Raw genomic sequence first — 22,017 nt, 5'->3', positions numbered from 1 at the left:
GGCACTGTCACTGCCCGCAAGTAGGGTGGGACACATGGCAGACCCCTCCAGCTACCGCCCCAAGCCGGGACAGATCCCCGACTCCCCGGGGGTCTACAAATTCCGCGACGAGCACCGCCGGGTGATCTACGTCGGGAAGGCCAAGAACCTGCGCCAGCGCCTGGCCAACTACTTCCAGGACCTGGCCGCCCTCCATCCGCGCACGCGCACGATGGTCACCACGGCCTCCTCGGTGGAGTGGACGGTCGTCTCCACGGAGGTCGAGGCGCTCCAGCTGGAGTACTCCTGGATCAAGGAGTACGACCCCCGGTTCAACGTCAAGTACCGCGACGACAAGAGCTACCCGTACCTCGCGGTCACGCTCGACGAGGAGTTCCCGCGCGTTCAGGTCATGCGCGGGGCGAAGAAGAAGGGCGTGCGCTACTTCGGCCCCTACGGGCACGCCTGGGCGATCCGCGAGACCGTCGACCTGATGCTCCGGGTCTTCCCGGTGCGCACCTGCTCCGCCGGGGTCTTCAAGAACGCGGCCCGGACCGGCCGCCCGTGCCTCCTCGGCTACATCGGCAAGTGCTCGGCCCCCTGCGTCGGCCGGGTCACCCCCGAGGAGCACCGCGAACTGGCGCTCGACTTCTGCGACTTCATGGCCGGCCGCACCGGCACGTACATCCGCCGCCTGGAGAAGGACATGATGGCGGCGGCCGAGGAGATGGAGTACGAGCGGGCGGCCCGGCTCCGGGACGACGTGGAAGCCCTCAGGCGGGCCATGGAGAAGAGCGCCGTCGTCCTCGCCGACGCCACCGACGCCGACCTGATCGCGGTCGCCGAGGACGAGCTGGAGGCCGCCGTCCAGATCTTCCACGTACGCGGCGGCCGGGTCCGCGGCCAGCGCGGCTGGGTCACCGACAAGGTCGAGAACGTCGACACCTCGGGTCTGGTCGAGCACGCCCTGCAACAGCTCTACGGGGAGGAGACGGGCGACGCCGTCCCCAAGGAGGTCCTCGTCCCGGCTCTGCCCGAGCATCCCGACGCGGTCTCCCAGTGGCTCGCGGACCGCCGGGGCTCCCAGGTGAGCCTGCGCATTCCGCAGCGGGGCGACAAGAAGGACCTGATGGCGACGGTCCAGCGCAACGCCCAGCAGGCGCTTGCGCTGCACAAGACCAAGCGCGCCTCCGATCTCACCACCCGCTCCCGCGCCCTGGAGGAGATCGCCGAGGCGCTCGGCCTCGACACGGCCCCTCTGCGCATCGAGTGCTACGACATCTCGCACCTCCAGGGCGACGACGTGGTCGCCTCCATGGTCGTCTTCGAGGACGGGCTGGCCCGCAAGAGCGAATACCGCCGTTTCCAGATCAAGGGCTTCGAGGGCCAGGACGACGTCCGGTCGATGCACGAGGTGATCGGCCGCCGCTTCAGGCGCTACCTCCAGGAGAAGGAGCGGACGGGGGAGTGGGAGGAGGCGCCCGACCCGTCCGGCCCCGCCGCGACCGGCCCGGTGACGGCCGTCGGTCCGGCGGCCACCGCCCCCGACGCGGGCGGTCCCGCGACGGCCGCGGATCCCGCCGTGACCGGTTCCGTGACGGTCACCTCGTCCGGCCCGCAGGGCGAGCCCCGCGACGAACCCCGTGAGGACGACGGCCGCCCCAAGAGGTTCGCCTATCCACCGCAGCTCGTCGTGGTCGACGGCGGACAGCCGCAGGTCGCCGCGGCCAAGCGGGCACTGGACGAGCTCGGCATCGACGACATCGCCGTCTGCGGCCTCGCCAAGCGCCTCGAAGAGGTCTGGCTGCCCGAGGACGACGACCCCGTCGTCCTGCCGCGCTCCAGCGAGGGCCTCTACCTCCTCCAGCGCGTCCGCGACGAGGCGCACCGCTTCGCGATCACGTATCAGCGCGCCAAGCGGGCCAAGCGCATCCGCTCCGGCCCCCTGGACGCCGTCGCCGGCCTCGGCGAGAGCCGGAAACAGGCGTTGATCAAGCATTTCGGCTCGGTGAAGAAGCTGAGACGAGCGACAATCGAAGAGATCTGCGAGGTCCCGGGGATAGGCCGCCGGACGGCGGAGTCCGTGGCCGTCGCCCTTGCCTCGGCGGCCCCGGCCGCGCCCGCCGTGAACACGGCGACAGGAGAGATCATGGAAGAGGACGACGGGGGCAGCACGACATGACCGAGCACGAACACGGGCACGAGACCGGGCCCGCACAGAGAGCCGAGCACGGCAGTACCGATCGAACAGACGGAGCAGGACACGTGAGTACGGGCACCACGATCGACACCGTCGACGGGAACGCGGCAATCCCCGAGCTGGTGATCATCTCGGGCATGTCGGGCGCCGGCCGCAGCACCGCGGCCAAGTGCCTGGAGGACCTCGGCTGGTTCGTCGTCGACAACCTCCCGCCCGCCCTGATCCCCACCATGGTCGAACTCGGCGCCCGCTCGCAGGGCAACGTGGCACGCATCGCCGTCGTCGTGGACGTGCGCGGCCGCCGCTTCTTCGACAACCTGCGCGAGTCCCTCGCCGACCTGGAGGCCAAGCACGTCACCAGGCGGATCGTTTTCCTGGAGTCCTCCGACGACGCCCTGGTCCGTCGCTTCGAGTCGGTACGCCGCCCGCACCCGCTCCAGGGCGACGGCCGGATCGTCGACGGCATCGCCACCGAGCGCGACCTGCTGCGCGAACTGCGCGGCGACGCCGACCTGGTGATCGACACCTCCAGCCTCAACGTCCACGAGCTGCGCGCCAAGATGGACGCCCAGTTCGCCGGCGAGGAGGAGCCCGAGCTGCGCGCCACGGTGATGTCGTTCGGCTTCAAGTACGGCCTGCCGGTCGACGCCGACCTGGTGGTCGACTGCCGCTTCCTGCCCAACCCGCACTGGGTCCCCGAACTGCGCCCGTTCACCGGGCTCAACGAAGAGGTCTCCGCCTACGTCTTCGACCAGCCCGGCGCGAAGGAGTTCCTCAACCAGTACACGGAACTGCTCCAGCTCGTCGCGGCCGGGTACCGACGCGAGGGCAAGCGCTACGTGACGATCGCCGTCGGCTGCACGGGCGGCAAGCACCGTTCGGTCGCCATGTCCGAGAAGCTCGCGGCCAGGCTCGTGACCGAAGGCATCGAGACCGTTCTCGTGCACCGGGACATGGGGCGCGAGTGACCAGCCGCAATCTGCGCCTGCGACGGCTGCGCAGGGCCGCGTCCGCGCTGCCCGGCCGCAAGCGCGGCACCCAGCCCAAGGTCGTCGCCCTCGGCGGCGGCCACGGGCTGTCCGCCTCGCTCACCGCGCTCCGCCGGATCACCGGCGACCTCACCGCCGTGGTCACCGTCGCCGACGACGGCGGCTCCAGCGGCAGGCTCCGCGAGGAGCTCGGCGTCCTGCCCCCCGGCGACCTGCGCAAGGCGCTGGCCGCGCTGTGCGGCGACGACGACTGGGGCCAGACCTGGGCCCGGGTCATCCAGCACCGCTTCCAGTCCAAGGGCGACCTGCACGAGCACGCGGTCGGCAATCTGCTGATCGTCGCGCTGTGGGAGCAGCTCGGCGACCACGTGCAGGCGCTCGACCTGGTGGGCAAGCTGCTCGGCGCGCACGGCAGGGTGCTGCCGATGTCCGCCGTGCCGCTGGAGCTCCAGGCGCTCGTGCGCGGGCACGACCCGGCCCGTCCGGACGACGTGGACACCGTCCGCGGCCAGGCGACGGTGGCGCTCACCCCGGGCGAGGTGCAGTCCGTCCACGTCGTCCCGTCCGACCCGCCGGCCGTGCCCGAGGCGGTCGCCGCCGTGCTGGACGCCGACTGGGTGGTGCTCGGCCCGGGGTCCTGGTTCTCCTCCGTGATCCCGCACCTGCTCGTCCCGGAGTTGCTCGACGCGCTCGTCGAGACCAAGGCCCGCAAGGTCCTCTCGCTCAACCTCGCTCCGCAGCCCGGTGAAACTGATGGCTTCTCCCCGCAGCGTCATTTGGAGGTTTTGGGACGACACGCCCCTAAACTCGCCATGGACGTGGTGCTGGCCGACGAAGCAGCCGTGCCCGATCGTGAGTCCCTCGTCGACGCCGCCAAGCGGCTCGGCGCCGCGGTCGAGCTGGCGCCGGTGGCCTCACCCGACGGCGTTCCGATCCATGATCCGGAGCTGTTGGCCGCCGCGTACGACCGTATTTTCCGGATGCATGGAAGGATCGGCCCATGGCGATGACGCCGGCGGTGAAGGACGAAGTGTCCAGGCTTCCCGTGACCCGTACCTGTTGCAGGAAGGCGGAGGTCTCGGCCATTCTCCGGTTCGCGGGCGGGCTGCACCTGGTGAGCGGCCGGATCGTGATCGAGGCGGAGCTGGACACCTCGATGGCGGCGCGCCGGCTCAAGCGGGACATCCTCGAAATCTTCGGACACAGCTCGGAGCTGATCGTGATGGCCCCCGGCGGGCTGCGACGGGGCTCCCGCTACGTCGTGCGCGTGGTGGCGGGCGGCGACCAGCTGGCCCGCCAGACCGGTCTGGTGGACGGCCGCGGCCGTCCCATCCGCGGCCTGCCGCCGCAGGTGGTCTCGGGGGCCACCTGCGACGCCGAGGCCGCCTGGCGAGGGGCCTTCCTGGCGCACGGTTCGCTCACCGAGCCGGGACGTTCCTCCTCGCTGGAGGTGACGTGTCCGGGACCGGAGGCAGCGCTCGCCCTGGTCGGCGCGGCCCGCAGGCTCTCCATCGCGGCGAAGGCCCGCGAGGTGCGCGGGGTGGACCGGGTCGTCGTCCGGGACGGTGACGCGATCGGTGCTCTGTTGACCCGGCTCGGCGCCCACGATTCGGTGCTCGCCTGGGAGGAACGGCGGATGCGCCGCGAGGTCCGCGCCACCGCCAACCGCCTCGCCAACTTCGACGACGCCAATCTGCGCCGTTCCGCGCGGGCGGCGGTCGCGGCGGGCGCCCGGGTGGGGCGCGCGCTGGAGATCCTGGGAGAGGACGTGCCCGAGCACCTGGCCGCCGCCGGGCGGTTGCGCATGGAGCACAAGCAGGCGTCCCTGGAGGAGCTCGGCGCGCTCGCCGATCCGCCGCTGACCAAGGACGCGGTCGCCGGCCGGATCCGCCGCCTGCTGGCGATGGCCGACAAGCGGGCCCAGGACCTGGGCATTCCCGGCACCGAATCGACCCTCGGCGAGGAGCTCGCCGACGGTCTGGTGGGGTGAACCGGCAGTCCCGCGGGACGGGCCGGACCGCGTCGCGCGGGCCGGGCGCGAAGCGGGGGAAATCGGCCGAACGCGGAACGCGCCGTACGGCCAAGCGTGTTGACGCTCCGTAGTCGTCACCGTGTGTCCGCCGGGTGCCCGGAGGCCCGTGCTCCTACCGAGGAGTACGGGCCTCCGGGGCTCTTCCGGCTCCGCTCGATGTCACCCGGCGGCCGTCGGAGAGGTAGGGTCGGAGGCGGTCGGGGACATCCCTATACAACTCGCCGGCGTCGAAAACCGGCGTACCTAACGAGGAGATCGGTTCGTGACGATCCGCGTAGGCATCAACGGCTTTGGCCGCATCGGTCGTAACTACTTCCGCGCGCTGCTGGAGCAGGGTGCGGACATCGAGATCGTGGCTGTCAACGACCTGGGTGACACTGCGACCACGGCCCACCTTCTGAAGTACGACACCATCCTGGGGCGTCTGAAGGCCGAGGTCAGCCACACCGCCGACAGCATCACCGTCGACGGTCACACCATCAAGGTGCTCTCCGAGCGCAACCCGGCCGACATCCCCTGGGGGGAGCTGGGCGTCGACATCGTCATCGAGTCGACCGGCATCTTCACCAAGAAGGCCGACGCCGAGAAGCACATCGCCGGTGGCGCCAAGAAGGTCCTCATCTCGGCCCCGGCCAAGAACGAGGACATCACCATCGTGATGGGCGTCAACGAGGACAAGTACGACCCGGCCAACCACCACGTCATCTCCAACGCCTCCTGCACCACCAACTGCGTGGCGCCGATGGCGAAGGTCCTCGACGAGAACTTCGGGGTCGTCAAGGGCCTGATGACGACGGTGCACGCGTACACCAACGACCAGCGCATCCTGGACTTCCCGCACTCCGACCTGCGCCGTGCCCGCGCCGCCGCGGAGAACATCATCCCGACGACGACGGGTGCCGCCAAGGCCACCGCCCTGGTGCTCCCGCAGCTCAAGGGCAAGCTCGACGGCCTGGCCATGCGCGTCCCGGTCCCGACCGGTTCGGTCACCGACCTGGTCGTCACGCTGGAGCGCGAGGTCACCCGCGACGAGGTCAACGCCGCGTTCCAGAAGGCCGCCGAGGAGGGCCCGCTCAAGGGCAAGCTGGTCTATACCCAGGACCCGATCGTCTCCTCGGACATCGTCTCTACCCCGGCCTCCTGCACCTTCGACTCGCTGCTGACCATGGCCGAGGGCACGCAGATCAAGGTCATCGGCTGGTACGACAACGAGTGGGGCTACTCCAACCGTCTCGTCGACCTGACCGTCTTCGTCGGCAGCCAGCTCTGACCTTCGAAACGGCAGGCGACACTTCGATGTGAGCACGGGGCTCGAACAGCGCGACGGCGCGCCGTTCGAGCCCCGTGGCATGCTCTCTCGCTCTCCCAAGGAGACCAGCACCATGAAGACGATCGACGAACTCCTCGCCGAAGGGGTCGCCGGCAAGCGCGTATTCGTCCGCGCCGACCTCAACGTGCCGCTCGACGGCACCACCATCACCGACGACGGCCGCATCCGCGCCGTCCTGCCGACCGTGCGCAAGCTCGCCGCCGCGGGTGCGCGCGTCGTCGTCGCCTCGCACCTCGGCCGCCCCAAGGGCGCGCCGGACCCCGCGTTCTCCCTGGCGCCCGCCGCCGCCCGGCTCGGCGAACTGCTCGGGGCCGACGTGGCCTTCGCGACCGACACGGTCGGCGAGTCCGCGCGCGCCGCGGTCGCCGCGCTCACCGACGGCAAGGTCGCCGTCATCGAGAACCTCCGCTTCAACCCCGGTGAGACGTCGAAGGACGACGCCGAGCGCGGCGCGTTCGCCGACCGGCTCGCCGAGCTGGCCGATGTGTACGTCGGCGACGGCTTCGGGGCCGTGCACCGCAAGCACGCCTCGGTCTTCGACCTCCCGGCCCGGCTGCCGCACGCCGCCGGCGACCTGATCGCGACCGAGGTCGGCGTGCTGAAGCGGCTCACCGAGAACGTCGAGCGCCCGTACGTCGTGGTGCTCGGCGGCTCCAAGGTGTCCGACAAGCTCGGTGTCATCGACCACCTGCTGGAGCGCGCCGACCGCATCCTCATCGGCGGCGGCATGGCGTACACCTTCCTCAAGGCCCGGGGCCACGAGGTCGGCAGTTCCCTCCTCCAGGAGGACCAGATCCCGGCGGTGCTGGAGTACCTCGACCGCGCCGAGGCGAAGGGCGTGGAGTTCCTGCTCCCGGTCGACGTCGTCGTCTCCGAGCGGTTCCCCGACCTCAGGACCAAGGCGCCCACGGAGCACCGCACGGTGGCCGCGGACGCGATCCCGGCCGGCTTCCTCGGCCTGGACAACGGCCCGGAGACCAACAAGCTGTACGCCTCGAAGCTCGCCGACGCGGCCACCGTCTTCTGGAACGGCCCCATGGGCGTCTTCGAGCACCCCGACTACGCCGAGGGCACCCGGGCCGTCGCCCAGGCCCTCGCCGACTCCCCCGGCTTCAGTGTGGTGGGCGGTGGCGACTCCGCCGCGGCCGTCCGCACCCTGGGCTTCGACGAAAACGCATTCGGACACATCTCGACCGGTGGCGGTGCCAGCCTCGAATACCTCGAAGGCAAGACGCTTCCCGGCCTCGCCGCTCTGGAGGACTGACCTTTCATGACTGCTCCCGCCACTTCTGGCCGTACCCCGCTCATGGCGGGCAACTGGAAGATGAACCTCAACCACCTGGAGGCCATCGCCCACGTCCAGAAGCTCGCCTTCGCCCTGGCCGACAAGGACTACGACGTCGTCGAGGCCGCGGTCCTGGTGCCCTTCACCGACCTGCGCTCCGTGCAGACCCTGGTCGACGGCGACAAGCTGCGGATCAAGTACGGCGCCCAGGACATCTCGGCGCACGACTCCGGCGCGTACACCGGTGAGATCTCCGGCCCGATGCTCGCCAAGCTCAAGTGCACCTACGTCGCCGTCGGGCACAGCGAGCGCCGCCAGTACCACGGCGAGACCGACGAGATCTGCAACAGCAAGGTGAAGGCCGCCTACAAGCACGGTCTGACCCCGATCCTCTGCGTCGGCGAGGAACTGGACGTCCGGGAGGCCGGCGACCACGTCGCGCACACGCTCGCCCAGGTCGACGGCGGTCTCAAGGACGTTCCCGCCGAGCAGGCCGAGTCGATCGTGATCGCGTACGAGCCGGTCTGGGCGATCGGCACCGGCAAGGTCTGCGGTGCCGACGACGCCCAGGAGGTCTGCGCGGCGATCCGCGGGCGCCTCGCCGAGCTGTACTCCCGGGAGCTGGCCGACAAGGTCCGCATCCAGTACGGCGGCTCCGTGAAGTCCGGGAACGTCGCCGAGATCATGGCGCAGCCCGACGTGGACGGCGCGCTGGTCGGCGGTGCCTCGCTCGACGCCGACGAGTTCGTCAAGATCATTCGCTTCCGCGACCAGTGAGTATGCGGTAGCGCGGATCCGTCGTACCCTTGCGGGGGCCGGGCAGGACGTACCCTGCCGGCCCCCGTTGCTCGCAATGCAGTCAGAGGATTCCGGAAAGTAGGGACCAGCCGTGATTTTGGGGTTCGAGATCGCCCTGATCGTCTTCAGCCTGCTGCTGATGCTGCTGGTGCTGATGCACAAGGGCAAGGGCGGCGGCCTCTCCGACATGTTCGGTGGCGGCATGCAGTCGTCCGTGGGCGGTTCCTCGGTCGCGGAGCGGAACCTCGACCGGATCACGGTGGTCGTGGGTCTGCTCTGGTTCGCGTGCATCGTCGTGCTCGGCCTGCTGATCAAGCTGGACTGACGCGGCATACGCGAATCCCGGTGAGGGTGTAACTCCTTTCACTGGACGCGCGTTGGGCCTTACGTAGACTGGGGCATCTTCGAGCACCATCACGCAGGGAGTTACGACCGTGGCAAGTGGCAACGCGATCCGGGGAAGCCGGGTCGGGGCGGGGCCGATGGGGGAGGCCGAGCGGGGCGAGTCAGCGCCGCGCCTCCGCATCTCCTTCTGGTGCTCGAACGGGCACGAGACGCAGCCGAGCTTCGCCAGTGACGCGCAGGTACCGGAGACGTGGGACTGCCCGCGCTGTGGTTTCCCGGCCGGCCAGGACCGGGACAGCCCGCCCGACCCGCCGCGCACCGAACCGTACAAGACACACCTCGCGTACGTGCGCGAGCGGCGCAGCGACGCGGACGGCGAGGCCATTCTCGCCGAGGCCCTGGCGAAGCTCCGGGGCGAGATCTAGGGCGTGCCGTCACGGCACCAGTGCCGTGACGGGATGAGGAATTCACCGGCCGGGCACCCATGGGGTGTCCGGCCGGACCACTTGTGCGTGCCGTGGTTCTCCGTAGCTTCGTCAACCCCTGCGATCAATTAGGTTGGGAAGCCGGCGGGGCATCTGCAAGCACGATCAAGAAGTGGGCTGATATCCGGGATGAACACTCCGAACCGAACCAGGCTCGACCGGACCCCCCAGTGGACCGCTCTGGGCAAGCACCGCGAGCAGCTCGGGGCGACGCATCTGCGGGAGCTCTTCGCGGACGATCCGGAGCGCGGTACCCGGTACACGCTCCAGGTGGGCGACCTGTACATCGACCACTCCAAGCACCTGGTCACCGACGAGACGCTGCGGCTGCTCCGCGATCTCGCCGAGGCCACCGGGGTCGCGGAGCTGCGGGACGCGATGTTCCGCGGCGAGAAGATCAACACCACCGAGGACCGCGCCGTGCTGCACACCGCGCTGCGCGCCCCGCGCGACGCGGTGATCGAGGTCGACGGCGAGAACGTGGTGCCGGGCGTGCACGCGGTGCTCGACAGGATGGCGGCCTTCTCCGACCGGGTCCGTTCGGGGGAGTGGACCGGACACACCGGCAGGCGCATCAGGAACATCGTCAACATCGGTATCGGTGGCTCCGACCTCGGCCCCGCCATGGCGTACGAAGTACTGCGCTCCTTCACCGACCGCTCGCTCACCGTCCGCTTCGTGTCGAACGTCGACGGCGCCGATCTGCACGAGGCCGTGCGCGATCTCGACCCGGCCGAGACGCTGTTCGTCATCGCCTCGAAGACCTTCACCACGATCGAGACCATCACCAACGCCACCTCCGCCCGCGGCTGGCTGCTGAACGGGCTGAACGCCGGTCAGGAAGCGGTCGCCAAGCACTTCGTGGCGCTGTCCACCAATGCCGGGAAGGTCGCGGACTTCGGCATCGACACCGCCAACATGTTCGAGTTCTGGGACTGGGTCGGCGGCCGTTACTCCTACGACTCCGCCATCGGCCTCTCGCTGATGATCGCCATCGGGCCGGACCGCTTCCGCGAGATGCTCGACGGTTTCCACCTCGTCGACGAGCACTTCCGCACCGCCCCCGCCGAGGCCAACGTGCCGCTGCTGATGGGGCTGCTGGGCGTCTGGTACGGGGCGTTCTTCGACGCCCAGTCCCACGCCGTGCTGCCCTACAGCCACTATCTGTCCAAGTTCACCGCGTACCTGCAGCAGTTGGACATGGAGTCCAACGGCAAGTCCGTGGACCGGGAGGGCAATCCCGTCGACTGGCAGACCGGACCGGTCGTCTGGGGCACTCCCGGCACCAACGGGCAGCACGCCTACTACCAGTTGATCCACCAGGGCACCAAGATCATCCCGGCCGACTTCATCGGTTTCGCCGAGCCGGTCGCCGATCTGGAGCCCGGCCTGGTCGCCCAGCACGACCTGCTGATGGCCAACTTCTTCGCCCAGACCCAGGCCCTGGCCTTCGGCAAGACCCCGGACGAGGTCCGCGCCGAGGGCGTCGCCGAGGAACTGGTGCCGCACAAGACCTTCAGGGGCAACCACCCGACGACGACGATCCTCGCCGACCGGCTGACCCCGTCCGTCCTCGGCCAGCTCATCGCACTGTACGAGCACAAGGTCTTCGTCCAGGGTGCCGTCTGGAACATCGACTCCTTCGACCAGTGGGGCGTCGAACTCGGCAAGGTGCTTGCCAAGAAGATCGAACCGGTTCTCACCGGGGGCGAGGAGGGCGAGCACCTGGACAGCTCCACCGCCGCGCTCGTCCAGGCGTACCGCGCCCGCAGGGGGCGCTGAACCGATGCGCGGCACGGGGGAACGGACGGTGCGGCTGAGGCCGCCGAACAACACCCTGGACCCGCGGGCGGTCGGCTGGTGGCGGGCCCGGTGGCTGCTGCTGACCGCGGCGCCGGTGGCCGTCCTGGCCCTGCTGGGCGTGCTCATCGAGCCCGCCCGGTTCTGGCTGCTGCTGCCCGCGGCCGTCCTCGCGGTCCTCGGCGTCGGCTGTGCCGTCCTGTTTCCCCTGTGGTGGTTCCGCACCCACCGCTGGGAGGTCACCGACCGGGCGGTCTACGTCAGGACGGGCGTGCTGCGCCAGGAGTGGCGGATCGCCCCGATGTCCCGCATCCAGACCGTGGACACGGTGCGCGGCCCGCTCGAACAGCTCTACCGGCTCGCCACCGTCACCGTGACCACCGCCTCGGCAAGGGGCGCGGTACGGATCGAGGGGCTGAGCCACGAACTGGCGGCCGAACTCGCCGAACGGCTCACCCAGATCACCCAGGACACCCCCGGGGACGCCACATGAGTTCCCAGGCAGCCGTCTCCCCGGCGGCGGGCGCCGACGGGCCCGGCAGCGCCGACGGGCCCGGTCCGGCCGCGGCGGAGGCGGCCGACTGGCGGCGGCTGGACCGGCGCACGGTCCTGGCCAGCGCACTCCTCACGGCCGGTGTGGCGGTGGGCGCGGCGGTGCCCGCCGCGCTCGGGCTGTCCGGACGGTTCGGGTTCGGGACCGCGGTCGCCTGGGTGCTGTCCGGGGCGATCGTGCTGATCGGCGGCGCGGCGGCCGGCGACTGGGTGCGGTGGCGCCGCACCCGCTACCGCATCGGGGCCGAGCGGGTCGAACTGCACACCGGGCTGCTCCTGCTCAAGAAGCGTTCCCTGGCCCGTGAGCGCGTCCGCAGTGTCGACCTCACCGCCCATCCGCTGCAACGGGTTCTCGGCCTGGTCACGGTCCGTATCGGCACCGGTGAGCACTCCGGGGACTCCACCCTGGAGCTCGACCCGGTCTCCCGGGCGGAGGGCGAACGGCTCCGCCGCGCGCTGCTGGAGCGCACCTCCACCGCGACCGCGGGCACACACCGCGAGGGCGAGCTCGCCGCGCTGGACCCGCGCTGGATCCGCTACGCGCCGGTGTCGTTCGTCGCCCCCGCGCTCGGCGGTGCGGCGGTCGGCGCGGTGATGCAGGTCAGCGACTGGTTCGGGGCGCAGGGGAAGGTGATCGGATGGGTCGGCGACCGGTTCCGGGACACCGCGCTGCCCACCGTGATCCTGGTGCTCGTCGCCGCGGTCGTGGCCGCCGGGGTCGTCGGGGCGCTCGGCCTGTGGGTCGAGATGTGGTGGAACTACCGGCTGGAGCGCGAACCGGGCGGCACCCTGCGCATCCGGCGCGGTCTGCTGACCTCCCGCTCCGTCTCCATCGAGGAGCGCCGACTGCGCGGCGTCGACCTCGTCGAACCGCTCGGCGTCCGGCTGTTCGGCGCGGCCCGGGTCGACGCGATCACGACCGGACTCGCCAAGGACGACGAGGAGCAGCACGGCGACCACAACACGCTGCTGCCCGCCGCGCCCCGGCCGTTCGCCGACACGGTGGCCGCCGCCGTCCTGCGCGAGACGGTGTCCCCGACCGGTGCCGCGCTGACCGGGCACCCGCTCGCGGCCCGCGGACGGCGGGTGCGCCGGTCGCTGGGGGCGGTGGCCGTGCCCGTGGCCGTCCTCGCCGTCACCGGCCTCCTCCTGACGCCCGTCCTGCTGTGGACCGCGCTCGGCTGCGCGGTCGTGGGGCTGCCGGTCGGGCTGTTCCTCGCGAGGGACGCCTACCGGGGCCTGGGGCACGGGCTCAGCGGCGACTACCTGGTGGTGCGCTCCGGCACGGTCCGCCGTTCCACCGCCGCCCTGGAGCGGGCCGGGGTGATCGGCTGGACGGTCCGGCAGACCTACTTCCAGCGGCGGGCCGGGGTGCTGGACATCATCGCGACGACGGCCGCCGGATCGGGCGCCTACACGGCGCACGACGCGGACGCCGACGAGGGACTCGCCTTTGCCGCCCGGGCCGTCCCGGACCTGCTGGAGCCCTTTCTGGAACGCGCCGCGGAGACGGACCGGCCCTTCGACGGCGGCTGAGCACCGGGCCCCCGGGAGCGCCGGAACGCCCGCGGGCCCGGTTGCTCCGAGGAGCGAACCGGGCCCGCGGGCACGTGTGCCGACGTGTGCTCAGGAGGACGCCGGAGGGTACAGCGCGCGCGGCAGCCGCGAGGCCGCCGCCGCGTCCAGCAGCCACAGTGTGCGGGCGCGGCCGTACGCACCGGCCGCCGGGGCCTGGATCTCCCCGGCGCCCGAGAGCGCGATCTCGGCGGCCCGCGCCTTGTCCTCGCCCGCGGCGAGCAGCCACACCTCGCGCGCGGCCCGGATCGCGGGCAGTGTCAGCGAGACCCGGGTGGGCGGCGGCTTGGGGGCACCGTGCACACCGACGACGGTGCGTTCGGTCTCCCGCACCGCGGGCAGCTCCGGGAAGAGCGACGCCACGTGCGTGTCCGGACCGACACCCAGCATCAGCACGTCGAAGGTCGGCACCGGACCGTGGTCCTCCGGGCCGGCCGCCGCGGCCAGCTCGGCGGCGTAGGCTGCCGCCGCCGCGTCGGCGTCGTTGCCCCAGGGACCGTCGGAGGCGGGCATGGCGTGCACCCGTGACGGGTCCAGTTCCACCGCGTCCAGGAGAGCCTCGCGGGCCTGGGTGACGTTGCGCTCCGGGTCGCCCTCCGGCAGGAACCGTTCGTCGCCCCACCACAGGTCCAGCCGCGACCAGTCGACCGCGTCCCGGGCGGGCGCGGCGGCGAGGGCGGCCAGCAGGCCGTTGCCGTTGCGCCCGCCGGTGAGGACCACCGACGCGTGACCGCGCGCGGCCTGGGCGTCCACCACCTTCGTGATCAGCCGGGCCGCGGCGGCCTGAGCCATCAGCTCCTTGTCGCGGTGCACGACGAGTTGAGGGGTGCTCACTTCGACGCCGCCTTCTTGGCCGCCGTCTTCTTCGCGGGGGCCGGGGCGGGCTCGGCGGACTTCGGTTCGGCGGACTTCGACTCGGCCTGCTTCGGCCGCTGCGGCCCGCCGAGCTTCTCCACGCCGAACTTCACCGTCGTCTCGTAGGTGTTGTCCGGGTCCAGGCGCCGCAGCTCCTCGGCGAGCAGCTCGGCGGTGTCCCGGCGCTTGAGCGCCACCGCGCGGTCCGGCTGGTTCTGCATCGACAGCGTGGCGAGCGAGCCGTCCGGCCGGTCCAGGACGATGACGCCGTTCTTGGTCTCCATCCGCACGGCCGTCAGCCCGGGTCCTTCGGACAGGGTGCGTTCCACCGGAACCCCCAGCCGGTCCGCCAGCCACATGGCGAGCAGTTCGCAGCTCGGGTTCTCCGACTCGCCCTCGACCGTCGCCGCGACGACCTCGATCTGCTGCTGGTCGAGCGCGGCCGCCAGCATCGAGCGCCACGGCGTGATCCGGGTCCAGGACAGGTCGGTGTCGCCCGGGGCGTACGAACGGGCGCGCAGCGCGAGTTCGTGACCGGGGTGCTCGGCCGAGTACGCGTCCGTGATCCGGCGCTGGGCAAGCGCGCCCAGCGGGTCCTTCGACGGCTGTTCGGGCGCGTCCTGCGGCCACCAGACCACGACCGGGGCGTCCGGCAGTAGCAGCGGCAGGACCACCGACTGGGCGTGGTTGGCGAGTTCGCCGTGCAGACGCAGCACCACCGTCTCGCCGGTGCCCGCGTCGGAGCCGACCCGCACCTCGGCGTCGAGCCGGGCGTCCCGGCGGCTGCGCGGCGAGCGGGCGGCCCGCTTGATCACCGCGATGATCCGCGAGGGGTGCTCGCGCGAGGCGTCGCCCGCCGACTTGAGCGCGTCGTACGCGTTCTCCTCGTCGGTGACGATGACCAGGGTCAGCACCATGCCGATCGCCGGGGTGCCGATGGCACGGCGAGCCGCCACCAGCGCCTGGTTGATCTTGCTGGAAGTGGTCTCCGTGAGGTCGATCTTCATGGCCGGCGCCAGCTCCGTCCGTCTCGTGCGAGCATCTCGTCGGCCTCGGCCGGGCCCCAGGTGCCCGCCGGATACTGCGCGGGCCTGCCGTGCTTGTCCCAGTACTCCTCGATCGGGTCGAGGATGTTCCAGGAGAGTTCGACCTCCTGGTGCCGCGGGAACAGGTTGGCGTCGCCGAGCAGCACGTCGAGGATGAGCCGTTCGTACGCCTCCGGGCTGGACTCGGTGAAGGACTCGCCGTACGCGAAGTCCATCGTGACGTCCCGGACCTCCATCGAGGTGCCGGGCACCTTCGAGCCGAACCGCACCGTCACGCCCTCGTCCGGCTGGACCCGGATGACCAGGGCGTTGCCGCCCAGCTCCTCGGTCGCGCCGGACTCGAAGGGCAGGTACGGGGCGCGCTTGAAGACGACCGCGATCTCCGTGACCCGGCGGCCGAGCCGCTTTCCGGTGCGGAGGTAGAACGGCACGCCCGCCCAGCGGCGGTTGTTGATCGTCAGCTTGATCGCGGCGTAGGTGTCGGTCGTCGACGCGGGGTCGATGCCGTCCTCCTCCAGATAGCCGAGGACCTCCTCGCCGCCCTGCCAGGCGTGGGCGTACTGGCCGCGCACCGTGTGCTTGCCCAGTTCCTCCGGCAGCTCCACCGCCGCGAGGACCTTGAGCTTCTCGGCGACCAGGGCCTTCGGGTGGAAGGAGCCGGGCTCCTCCATGGCGGTGAGCGCCAGCAGCTGGAGCAGGTGGTTCTGGATGACGTCACGGGCGGCGCCGATGCCGTCGTAGTAGCCGGCCCGGCCGCCGATGCCGATGTCCTCGGCCATCGTGATCTGGACGTGGTCGACGTAGGACCTGTTCCAGATCGGCTCGAACATCGTGTTGGCGAACCGCAGCGCCAGGATGTTCTGGACCGTCTCCTTGCCCAGGTAGTGGTCGATACGGAAGACCTCGTTGGGCGGGAAGACGTCGTGCACGATCCGGTTGAGCTCCTGCGCGCTCTTCAGGTCGTGGCCGAAGGGCTTCTCGATGACGGCACGCCGCCAGGAGCCCTCCTTCTGGTCGGCCAGGCCGTGCTTCTTGAGCTGCTGCACGACCTTGGGGAAGAACTTCGGCGGCACGGACAGGTAGAAGGCGAAGTTGCCGCCCGTGCCCTGTGCCTTGTCGAGCTCCTGGATCGTGGCCTTCAGCGTCTCGAACGCCTCGTCGTCGTCGAAGTTGCCCTGGACGAAGCGCATCCCCTGGATGAGCTGCTGCCAGACCTCCTCGCGGAACGGCGTGCGGGCGTGCTGCTTGACGGCGTCGTGGACCTCCTGGGCGAAGTCCTCGTCCTGCCATTCACGACGCGCGAAGCCGACGAGCGAGAAGCCCGGCGGCAGCAGGCCGCGATTGGCCAGGTCGTAGACGGCGGGCATCAGCTTTTTACGGGACAAATCGCCCGTGACACCAAAGATCACCAGGCCCGACGGCCCCGCGATGCGCGGGAGCCGTCGGTCCTGGGGGTCACGAAGCGGATTGGCTCCGGGAACACCAGACAAGGTGGTCAGCCCTCCGAAGGGGCGAGGCGCTTGAGCTCCGCCTCGGTCGAGTTGAGCAGGTCGATCCAGGACGTCTCGAACTTCTCGACGCCCTCGTCCTCCAGCAGCTGGACGACGTCGTCGTAGGAGATCCCGAGCTTCGCGACGGCGTCGAGGTCGGCGCGCGCCTGCTCGTAGGTACCGGTGATGGTGTCGCCGGTGATCTGCCCGTGGTCGGCGGTGGCGTCCAGGGTGGCCTCGGGCATGGTGTTGACCGTGCCCGGGGCGACGAGGTCGTCGACGTACAGGGTGTCCTTGTACGCGGGGTCCTTGACACCGGTCGAGGCCCACAGCGGACGCTGCTTGTTGGCCTGCGCCTTGTCCAGGGCGGCCCAGCGCTCCGAGGAGAAGACCTCCTCGAACGCCTGGTAGGCGAGCCGGGCGTTGGCGAGCGCCGCCCTGCCCCGGAGCGCCTTGGCCTCGTCGGTGCCGAGGGAGTCGAGACGCTTGTCGATCTCGGTGTCCACCCGGGACACGAAGAACGAGGCCACCGAGTGGATCTTGGACAGGTCCAGGCCCGCGGCCTTCGCCTTCTCCAGACCCGCCAGGTAGGCGTCCATGACCTCGCGGTAGCGCTCCAGCGAGAAGATCAGCGTGACGTTGACGCTGATGCCCTTGCCGATCACCTCGGTGATCGCCGGGAGGCCGGCCTTCGTCGCCGGGATCTTGATGAGCGTGTTGGGCCGGTCCACCAGCCAGGCCAGCTGCTTGGCCTCGGCGACGGTGGCGTCGGTGCGGTGGGCCAGACGCGGGTCGACCTCGATGGAGACCCGGCCGTCCTGGCCGTCCGTGGCGTCGAAGACCGGACGCAGGATGTCCGCGGCGTCCCGTACGTCGGCCGTCGTGATCATGCGGATGGCCTCGTCGACGGTGACCTTGCGGGTGGCGAGGTCGGTGAGCTGCCGCTCGTAGCCGTCGCCGTGCGAGATCGCCTTCTGGAAGATCGACGGGTTGGTGGTGACGCCCACGACGTGCTGTTCGTCGATCAGCTCGGCAAGGTTGCCCGAGGTGATCCGCTTGCGCGACAGGTCGTCGAGCCAGATCGCCACGCCCTCGTCGGAGAGGCGCTTGAGTGCGTCTGTCATGAGAATTGCATCTCCTACTTGTCGTATGACGGCGTCAGCGCGTGGCCGCGGCGAGAGATTCCCGCGCGGCCTCGGCGACGTGCTCGCCGGTGAAGCCGAACTCGCGGAAGAGGACCTTGGCGTCGGCCGAGGCACCGAAGTGCTCCAGCGAGACGATCCGGCCGGCGTCCCCGACGTACCGGTGCCAGGTCAGGCCGATACCGGCCTCGACCGCGACCCGGGCCTTCACGGACGGCGGCAGGACACTGTCCCTGTACGCCTGGTCCTGCTCCTCGAACCACTCGACCGACGGCATCGACACCACACGGGTCGGGATGCCCGCCGCCTGGAGCTCCTCGCGCGCCTCGACGGCGAGGTGCACCTCGGAGCCCGTGCCGATCAGCAGGACCTGGGCATCGCCGCCCTCGGCGTCGAGGAGCACGTAACCGCCCCTGGCGGCGTCCTCGTTCGGCTCGTACGTCGGCACGCCCTGCCGGGTCAGCGCCAGACCGTGCGGGGCGCCCTTGCCGAACACCTTGGTGTGGCGGCGCAGGATCTCGCGCCAGGCGACGGCGGTCTCGTTGGCGTCGGCCGGGCGGACGATGTTCAGGCCCGGGATGGCGCGCAGCGAGGCCAGGTGCTCCACCGGCTGGTGGGTCGGGCCGTCCTCGCCGAGCCCGATCGAGTCGTGCGTCCACACGTACGTCACCGGCAGGTGCATCAGCGCGGACAGCCGCACGGCGTTGCGCATGTAGTCGGAGAACACCAGGAAGGTGCCGCCGTAGATGCGGGTGTTGCCGTGCAGCGCGATGCCGTTCATGGCCGCGGCCATGGCGTGCTCGCGGATGCCGAAGTGGATCGTGCGGCCGTACGGGTCGGCCTCCGGCAGCGGGTTGCCCGCGGGGAGGAACGACGACGTCTTGTCGATCGTCGTGTTGTTCGAGCCCGCCAGGTCCGCGGAGCCGCCCCACAGCTCGGGAACGATCTCGCCGAGCGACTGGAGCACCTTGCCGGAGGCCGCGCGGGTGGCCACGCTCTTGCCCGGCTCGAAGACCGGGAGCCGGTCCTCCCAGCCGGCGGGCAGCTCGCCCGCGGAGATCCGGTCGAACTCGGAGGCGCGCTCCGGGTTGGCGGTGCGCCACGCGGCCAGGGACTTCTCCCACTCGGCCCGGGCCTCGCGGCCGCGGTCCAGCGCCTCACGGGTGTGCGCGATGACCTCGTCGGAGACCTCGAAGGTCTTCTCCGGGTCGAAGCCGAGCACCCGCTTGGTCGCGGCGACCTCCTCCTCGCCGAGCGCCGAGCCGTGCGAGGCCTCGGTGTTCTGGGCGTGCGGGGCGGGCCAGGCGATGATCGAGCGGGCCGCGATGAACGACGGGCGCTCCGTCTCGGCCTGCGCGGCCCGCAGCGCCTCGTACAGACCCGCCGGGTCCAGGTCGCCGTCGGGAAGCTGCTCCACGCGCTGGACGTGCCAGCCGTACGCCTCGTACCGCTTCAGGGTGTCCTCGGAGACCGCGGTCTCCGTGTCGCCCTCGATGGAGATGTGGTTGTCGTCCCACAACAGCACCAGGTTGCCGAGCTTCTGGTGGCCGGCCAGCGAGGACGCCTCGGCGGAGATGCCCTCCTGGAGGCAGCCGTCACCGGCGACGACCCAGACCATGTGGTCGAACGGGGAGGTGCCGGGGGCCGCCTCCGGGTCGAACAGTCCGCGCTCGTAGCGGGCGGCCATCGCCATGCCCACCGCGTTGGCGACCCCCTGGCCCAGCGGGCCCGTGGTCGTCTCCACGCCGGCGGTGTGGCCGTACTCCGGGTGACCGGGGGTCTTGGAGCCCCAGGTGCGGAAGGCCTTGAGGTCGTCGAGCTCCAGGCCGTACCCGGCCAGGTAGAGCTGGATGTAGAGGGTCAGGCTGCTGTGGCCGGCCGAGAGCACGAACCGGTCGCGCCCCGTCCACTCCGGGTCGGCGGGGTCGTGCCGCATCACCTTCTGGAAGAGGGTGTACGCGGCGGGAGCCAGGCTCATCGCCGTGCCCGGGTGGCCGTTTCCGACCTTCTGCACGGCGTCGGCGGCAAGGACGCGAACGGTGTCCACGGCCCGCTGGTCCACTTCGGTCCACTGGAGATCTGTGGTGGTCGGCTTGGTGCTCACCCTGAGTCAGGGCTCCTCTCCACTGTCGTAAACCGGTGACTGTGACCGCACCGGGCGTTGTCGAGCCTACCCTCGTCGGAACGTGCGATTTCCGCTGCTTTCCAGCGTGCGGGCGGTGCGGGGAGTTCGCCTCCCGTATGAGCGCGACGGCTCACTTCTGGGCCGCTCCGGTGAGCGCGCCCCCGTGCGCATGCGCCCCCCGGCGCGTGCCTCTCCCCGCCTGTGCGCGGCTCCGGCGGGTCCGGGGGTGCCGTTCCCGCGGGCGCCCGCACACGCGCCCGGGTTCACCCGGGCGGACGTGATCTTCCCGCCGCCGCACCGTTCCGGCGAGCCGTGCTCCGCGCCCGGGCGCCACCCCAACACGAGCACACCCCCGCGAAGGGCGGCATGTGCCCAACGTCTACAGTGGTCTGGTTCGCGCAAGTCTTTACCGGGCTCTCACGCCCGGAGCTTGCTGGGATTTCTCTGTCAGGGGTGTGCGTGACGGCCGTCGAGTCCCGACCCGCAGGGGTCGCCTTGACTCCCAGCCCAGGGGGCCATCGCCCGTTCGGGGCCCGTGTCAAGGCATTCGTGGCGCTGACCAAGCCCCGGATCATCGAGCTGCTGCTGATCACCACTGTTCCGGTGATGTTCCTGGCCGCTCAGGGCGTACCCGATCTGTGGCTCGTACTGAGTACCACCATCGGCGGATATCTCTCCGCGGGCGGTGCCAACGCGCTGAACATGTACATCGATCGCGACATCGACGCGCTGATGGACCGCACCTCGCAGCGCCCGCTGGTCACCGGCATGGTGAGCCCGCGCGAGTGCCTGGCCTTCGGCATCGCCCTCGCGGTGATCTCCACGGTCTGGTTCGGGCTGCTGGTCAACTGGCTGTCGGCCTGGCTGGCGCTCGGCGCGCTGCTGTTCTACGTCGTGGGCTACACCATGCTGCTGAAGCGGCGCACCTCGCAGAACATCGTCTGGGGCGGCATCGCGGGATGCCTGCCGGTCCTCATCGGCTGGTCCGCCGTGACCAACTCGATGTCATGGGCCGCGGTCATCCTCTTCGCCGTGATGTTCTTCTGGACGCCGCCGCACTACTGGCCGCTGTCCATGAAGGTCAAGGAGGACTACGCCCGCGTCGGCGTCCCGATGCTGCCGGTCGTCGCCTCCAACAAGGTGGTGGCCCGCCAGATCGTCATCTACAGCTGGGTGATGGTCGCCGTCTCGCTGCTGCTGACCCCGCTCGGCTACACCGGCTGGTTCTACACCGTGGTGGCGCTGCTGACCGGCGGGTTCTGGCTCTGGGAGGCGCACGCCCTGCTCAACCGGGCCAAGGCCGGGGCGATCGGTGGAAAGCTCAAGGAGATGCGGCTGTTCCACTGGTCGATCACCTATGTCTCGCTGCTCTTCGTCGCCGTGGCGATCGACCCCTTCCTGAGGTAGTTCCCGTTCCATCGATCCCTGCCGACGGGCGGGGTGCGTGGCCCACGCCACGCACCCCGCCCGTCGCACTTGGTACTACCCGTCGGTAGCATCCTGGCCATGGCAGAGACGGCTGGGACCCAGGTGGAGAGCGGCAAGCGGGCGGCCCGCGCGGAGCGCAGGGCGGCGAAGCTCGCCAAGGAGATCGGCGCCTTCTCCAAGGCGCACGGCGGTGCGGAGGGGCAGCTCGCCTACCTCGGGCAGATGGGCGCCCGCATCGTTCTCGTGGGCGAGGACGGCGACTGGGGCGATCTGGTCGCCCCCACGTACGAGATCGCGGAGAACGCCACCCGGAAGGCCGGGATCACGATGCACGAGTCCTTCGACGGAGACTTCGCGGCGAAGGTCCGCACCGGCCCGTACGAGTGGGCGCGGATGGCCGGGATCCAGGTGGGCGGCCCGTCCAACAAGCCCTGAACGCCGACGGGGCCGGAACGAGAAGGCCCCTTGTACGCCGGTCGCCGGCGGGTCCTGGATCCAGGACCCCCCGGGCGCCCCGGGTCAAATGGGGGACGACCAGTTGGGGCCCGGCCCGGTGAGCCC

Annotated in this window: 19 protein-coding genes; 14 read left to right on the top strand and 5 right to left on the bottom strand. The window is 70.7% G+C overall.

Annotated elements, in window-relative coordinates; genetic code table 11:
- Window positions 1-34 precede the first annotated feature (34 nt).
- From uvrC to ACF1CT_RS15025, 12 genes are all read left to right on the top strand, one after another.
- A complete protein-coding gene (gene uvrC / locus ACF1CT_RS15080; protein WP_391784255.1) occupies window positions 35-2,161 on the top strand; it encodes an excinuclease ABC subunit UvrC in 2,127 nt (708 codons plus the stop codon).
- Window positions 2,158-3,147: an RNase adapter RapZ gene (rapZ, locus tag ACF1CT_RS15075; RefSeq protein WP_391784254.1), complete on the top strand. Its 990-nt coding sequence runs from the start codon at window positions 2,158-2,160 to the stop codon at window positions 3,145-3,147. The genes uvrC and rapZ overlap by 4 nt, the downstream gene beginning before the upstream one ends.
- Window positions 3,144-4,178 (top strand): uridine diphosphate-N-acetylglucosamine-binding protein YvcK, encoded by a 1,035-nt coding sequence (gene yvcK, locus ACF1CT_RS15070; protein ID WP_391784253.1) that lies wholly within the window; start codon window positions 3,144-3,146, stop codon window positions 4,176-4,178. Before rapZ ends, yvcK begins: the two co-directional genes overlap by 4 nt.
- Complete coding sequence (gene whiA, locus ACF1CT_RS15065; protein ID WP_376239072.1) at window positions 4,169-5,158, top strand: DNA-binding protein WhiA; 990 nt, start codon at window positions 4,169-4,171, stop codon at window positions 5,156-5,158. The genes yvcK and whiA overlap by 10 nt, the downstream gene beginning before the upstream one ends.
- Window positions 5,159-5,462: 304 nt before the next feature.
- Window positions 5,463-6,470, top strand: a complete 1,008-nt coding sequence (gene gap / locus ACF1CT_RS15060; RefSeq protein ID WP_391784252.1) for a type I glyceraldehyde-3-phosphate dehydrogenase — start codon at window positions 5,463-5,465, stop codon at window positions 6,468-6,470.
- Between the two features lie 112 nt (window positions 6,471-6,582).
- Window positions 6,583-7,794 carry a phosphoglycerate kinase gene (locus tag ACF1CT_RS15055; RefSeq protein ID WP_391784251.1) on the top strand — a complete coding sequence of 404 codons (1,212 nt, stop codon included), beginning with the start codon at window positions 6,583-6,585 and terminating at the stop codon, window positions 7,792-7,794.
- Between the two features lie 42 nt (window positions 7,795-7,836).
- Window positions 7,837-8,592, top strand: coding sequence for a triose-phosphate isomerase (gene tpiA, locus ACF1CT_RS15050; protein WP_391784486.1), 756 nt, complete (start codon window positions 7,837-7,839; stop codon window positions 8,590-8,592).
- Window positions 8,593-8,704: 112 nt separating this feature from the next.
- Window positions 8,705-8,938 (top strand): preprotein translocase subunit SecG, encoded by a 234-nt coding sequence (gene secG, locus ACF1CT_RS15045; RefSeq protein WP_335935959.1) that lies wholly within the window; start codon window positions 8,705-8,707, stop codon window positions 8,936-8,938.
- A 109-nt stretch (window positions 8,939-9,047) separates the two neighbouring features.
- Entirely contained in the window at window positions 9,048-9,383 is a 336-nt protein-coding gene (locus ACF1CT_RS15040; RefSeq protein ID WP_072483070.1) for an RNA polymerase-binding protein RbpA, read from the top strand.
- Window positions 9,384-9,572: 189 nt separating this feature from the next.
- The gene (pgi, locus tag ACF1CT_RS15035; protein ID WP_391784250.1) at window positions 9,573-11,225 is read left to right on the top strand and encodes a glucose-6-phosphate isomerase; all 1,653 of its coding nucleotides are present in this window, start codon (window positions 9,573-9,575) and stop codon (window positions 11,223-11,225) included.
- A gap of 4 nt (window positions 11,226-11,229) precedes the next feature.
- Window positions 11,230-11,736: a PH domain-containing protein gene (locus tag ACF1CT_RS15030; protein WP_391784249.1), complete on the top strand. Its 507-nt coding sequence runs from the start codon at window positions 11,230-11,232 to the stop codon at window positions 11,734-11,736.
- Window positions 11,733-13,331, top strand: a complete 1,599-nt coding sequence (locus tag ACF1CT_RS15025; RefSeq protein ID WP_391784248.1) for a PH domain-containing protein — start codon at window positions 11,733-11,735, stop codon at window positions 13,329-13,331. The genes ACF1CT_RS15030 and ACF1CT_RS15025 overlap by 4 nt, the downstream gene beginning before the upstream one ends.
- A 90-nt stretch (window positions 13,332-13,421) precedes the next feature.
- On the opposite strand, the gene pgl is transcribed toward ACF1CT_RS15025, so the two are convergent.
- From pgl to tkt, 5 genes are read right to left on the bottom strand one after another with little or no spacing between them, the layout of a single operon-like run.
- A complete protein-coding gene (gene pgl / locus ACF1CT_RS15020) occupies window positions 13,422-14,204 on the bottom strand; it encodes a 6-phosphogluconolactonase (RefSeq protein ID WP_391784247.1) in 783 nt (260 codons plus the stop codon).
- On the bottom strand, window positions 14,201-15,232 hold the full coding sequence (gene opcA, locus ACF1CT_RS15015; protein WP_391784246.1) for a glucose-6-phosphate dehydrogenase assembly protein OpcA: 1,032 nt from the start codon (window positions 15,230-15,232) through the stop codon (window positions 14,201-14,203). The genes pgl and opcA overlap by 4 nt, the downstream gene beginning before the upstream one ends.
- Window positions 15,229-16,761, bottom strand: a complete 1,533-nt coding sequence (zwf, locus tag ACF1CT_RS15010) for a glucose-6-phosphate dehydrogenase (protein WP_391784245.1) — start codon at window positions 16,759-16,761, stop codon at window positions 15,229-15,231. Before zwf ends, opcA begins: the two co-directional genes overlap by 4 nt.
- Window positions 16,762-16,766: 5 nt before the next feature.
- Window positions 16,767-17,885 (bottom strand): transaldolase, encoded by a 1,119-nt coding sequence (gene tal / locus ACF1CT_RS15005; protein ID WP_391784244.1) that lies wholly within the window; start codon window positions 17,883-17,885, stop codon window positions 16,767-16,769.
- Window positions 17,886-17,919: 34 nt separating this feature from the next.
- Complete coding sequence (gene tkt, locus ACF1CT_RS15000) at window positions 17,920-20,007, bottom strand: transketolase (RefSeq protein ID WP_391784243.1); 2,088 nt, start codon at window positions 20,005-20,007, stop codon at window positions 17,920-17,922.
- A 474-nt stretch (window positions 20,008-20,481) separates the two neighbouring features.
- Between tkt and ACF1CT_RS14995 the strand changes: the two genes are divergently transcribed.
- Together ACF1CT_RS14995 and ACF1CT_RS14990 are read left to right on the top strand one after the other, a co-directional pair.
- Entirely contained in the window at window positions 20,482-21,435 is a 954-nt protein-coding gene (locus ACF1CT_RS14995) for a heme o synthase (protein ID WP_391784242.1), read from the top strand.
- 99 nt (window positions 21,436-21,534) lie between these two features.
- Window positions 21,535-21,891 carry a hypothetical protein gene (locus ACF1CT_RS14990; protein WP_391784241.1) on the top strand — a complete coding sequence of 119 codons (357 nt, stop codon included), beginning with the start codon at window positions 21,535-21,537 and terminating at the stop codon, window positions 21,889-21,891.
- Window positions 21,892-22,017 lie beyond the last annotated feature (126 nt).

The sequence above is a fragment of the Streptomyces sp. NPDC014734 genome (assembly GCF_043083325.1).
Taxonomy (GTDB): Bacteria; Actinomycetota; Actinomycetes; order Streptomycetales; family Streptomycetaceae; genus Streptomyces.
This window is presented reverse-complemented; position numbering and strand designations above follow the sequence as displayed.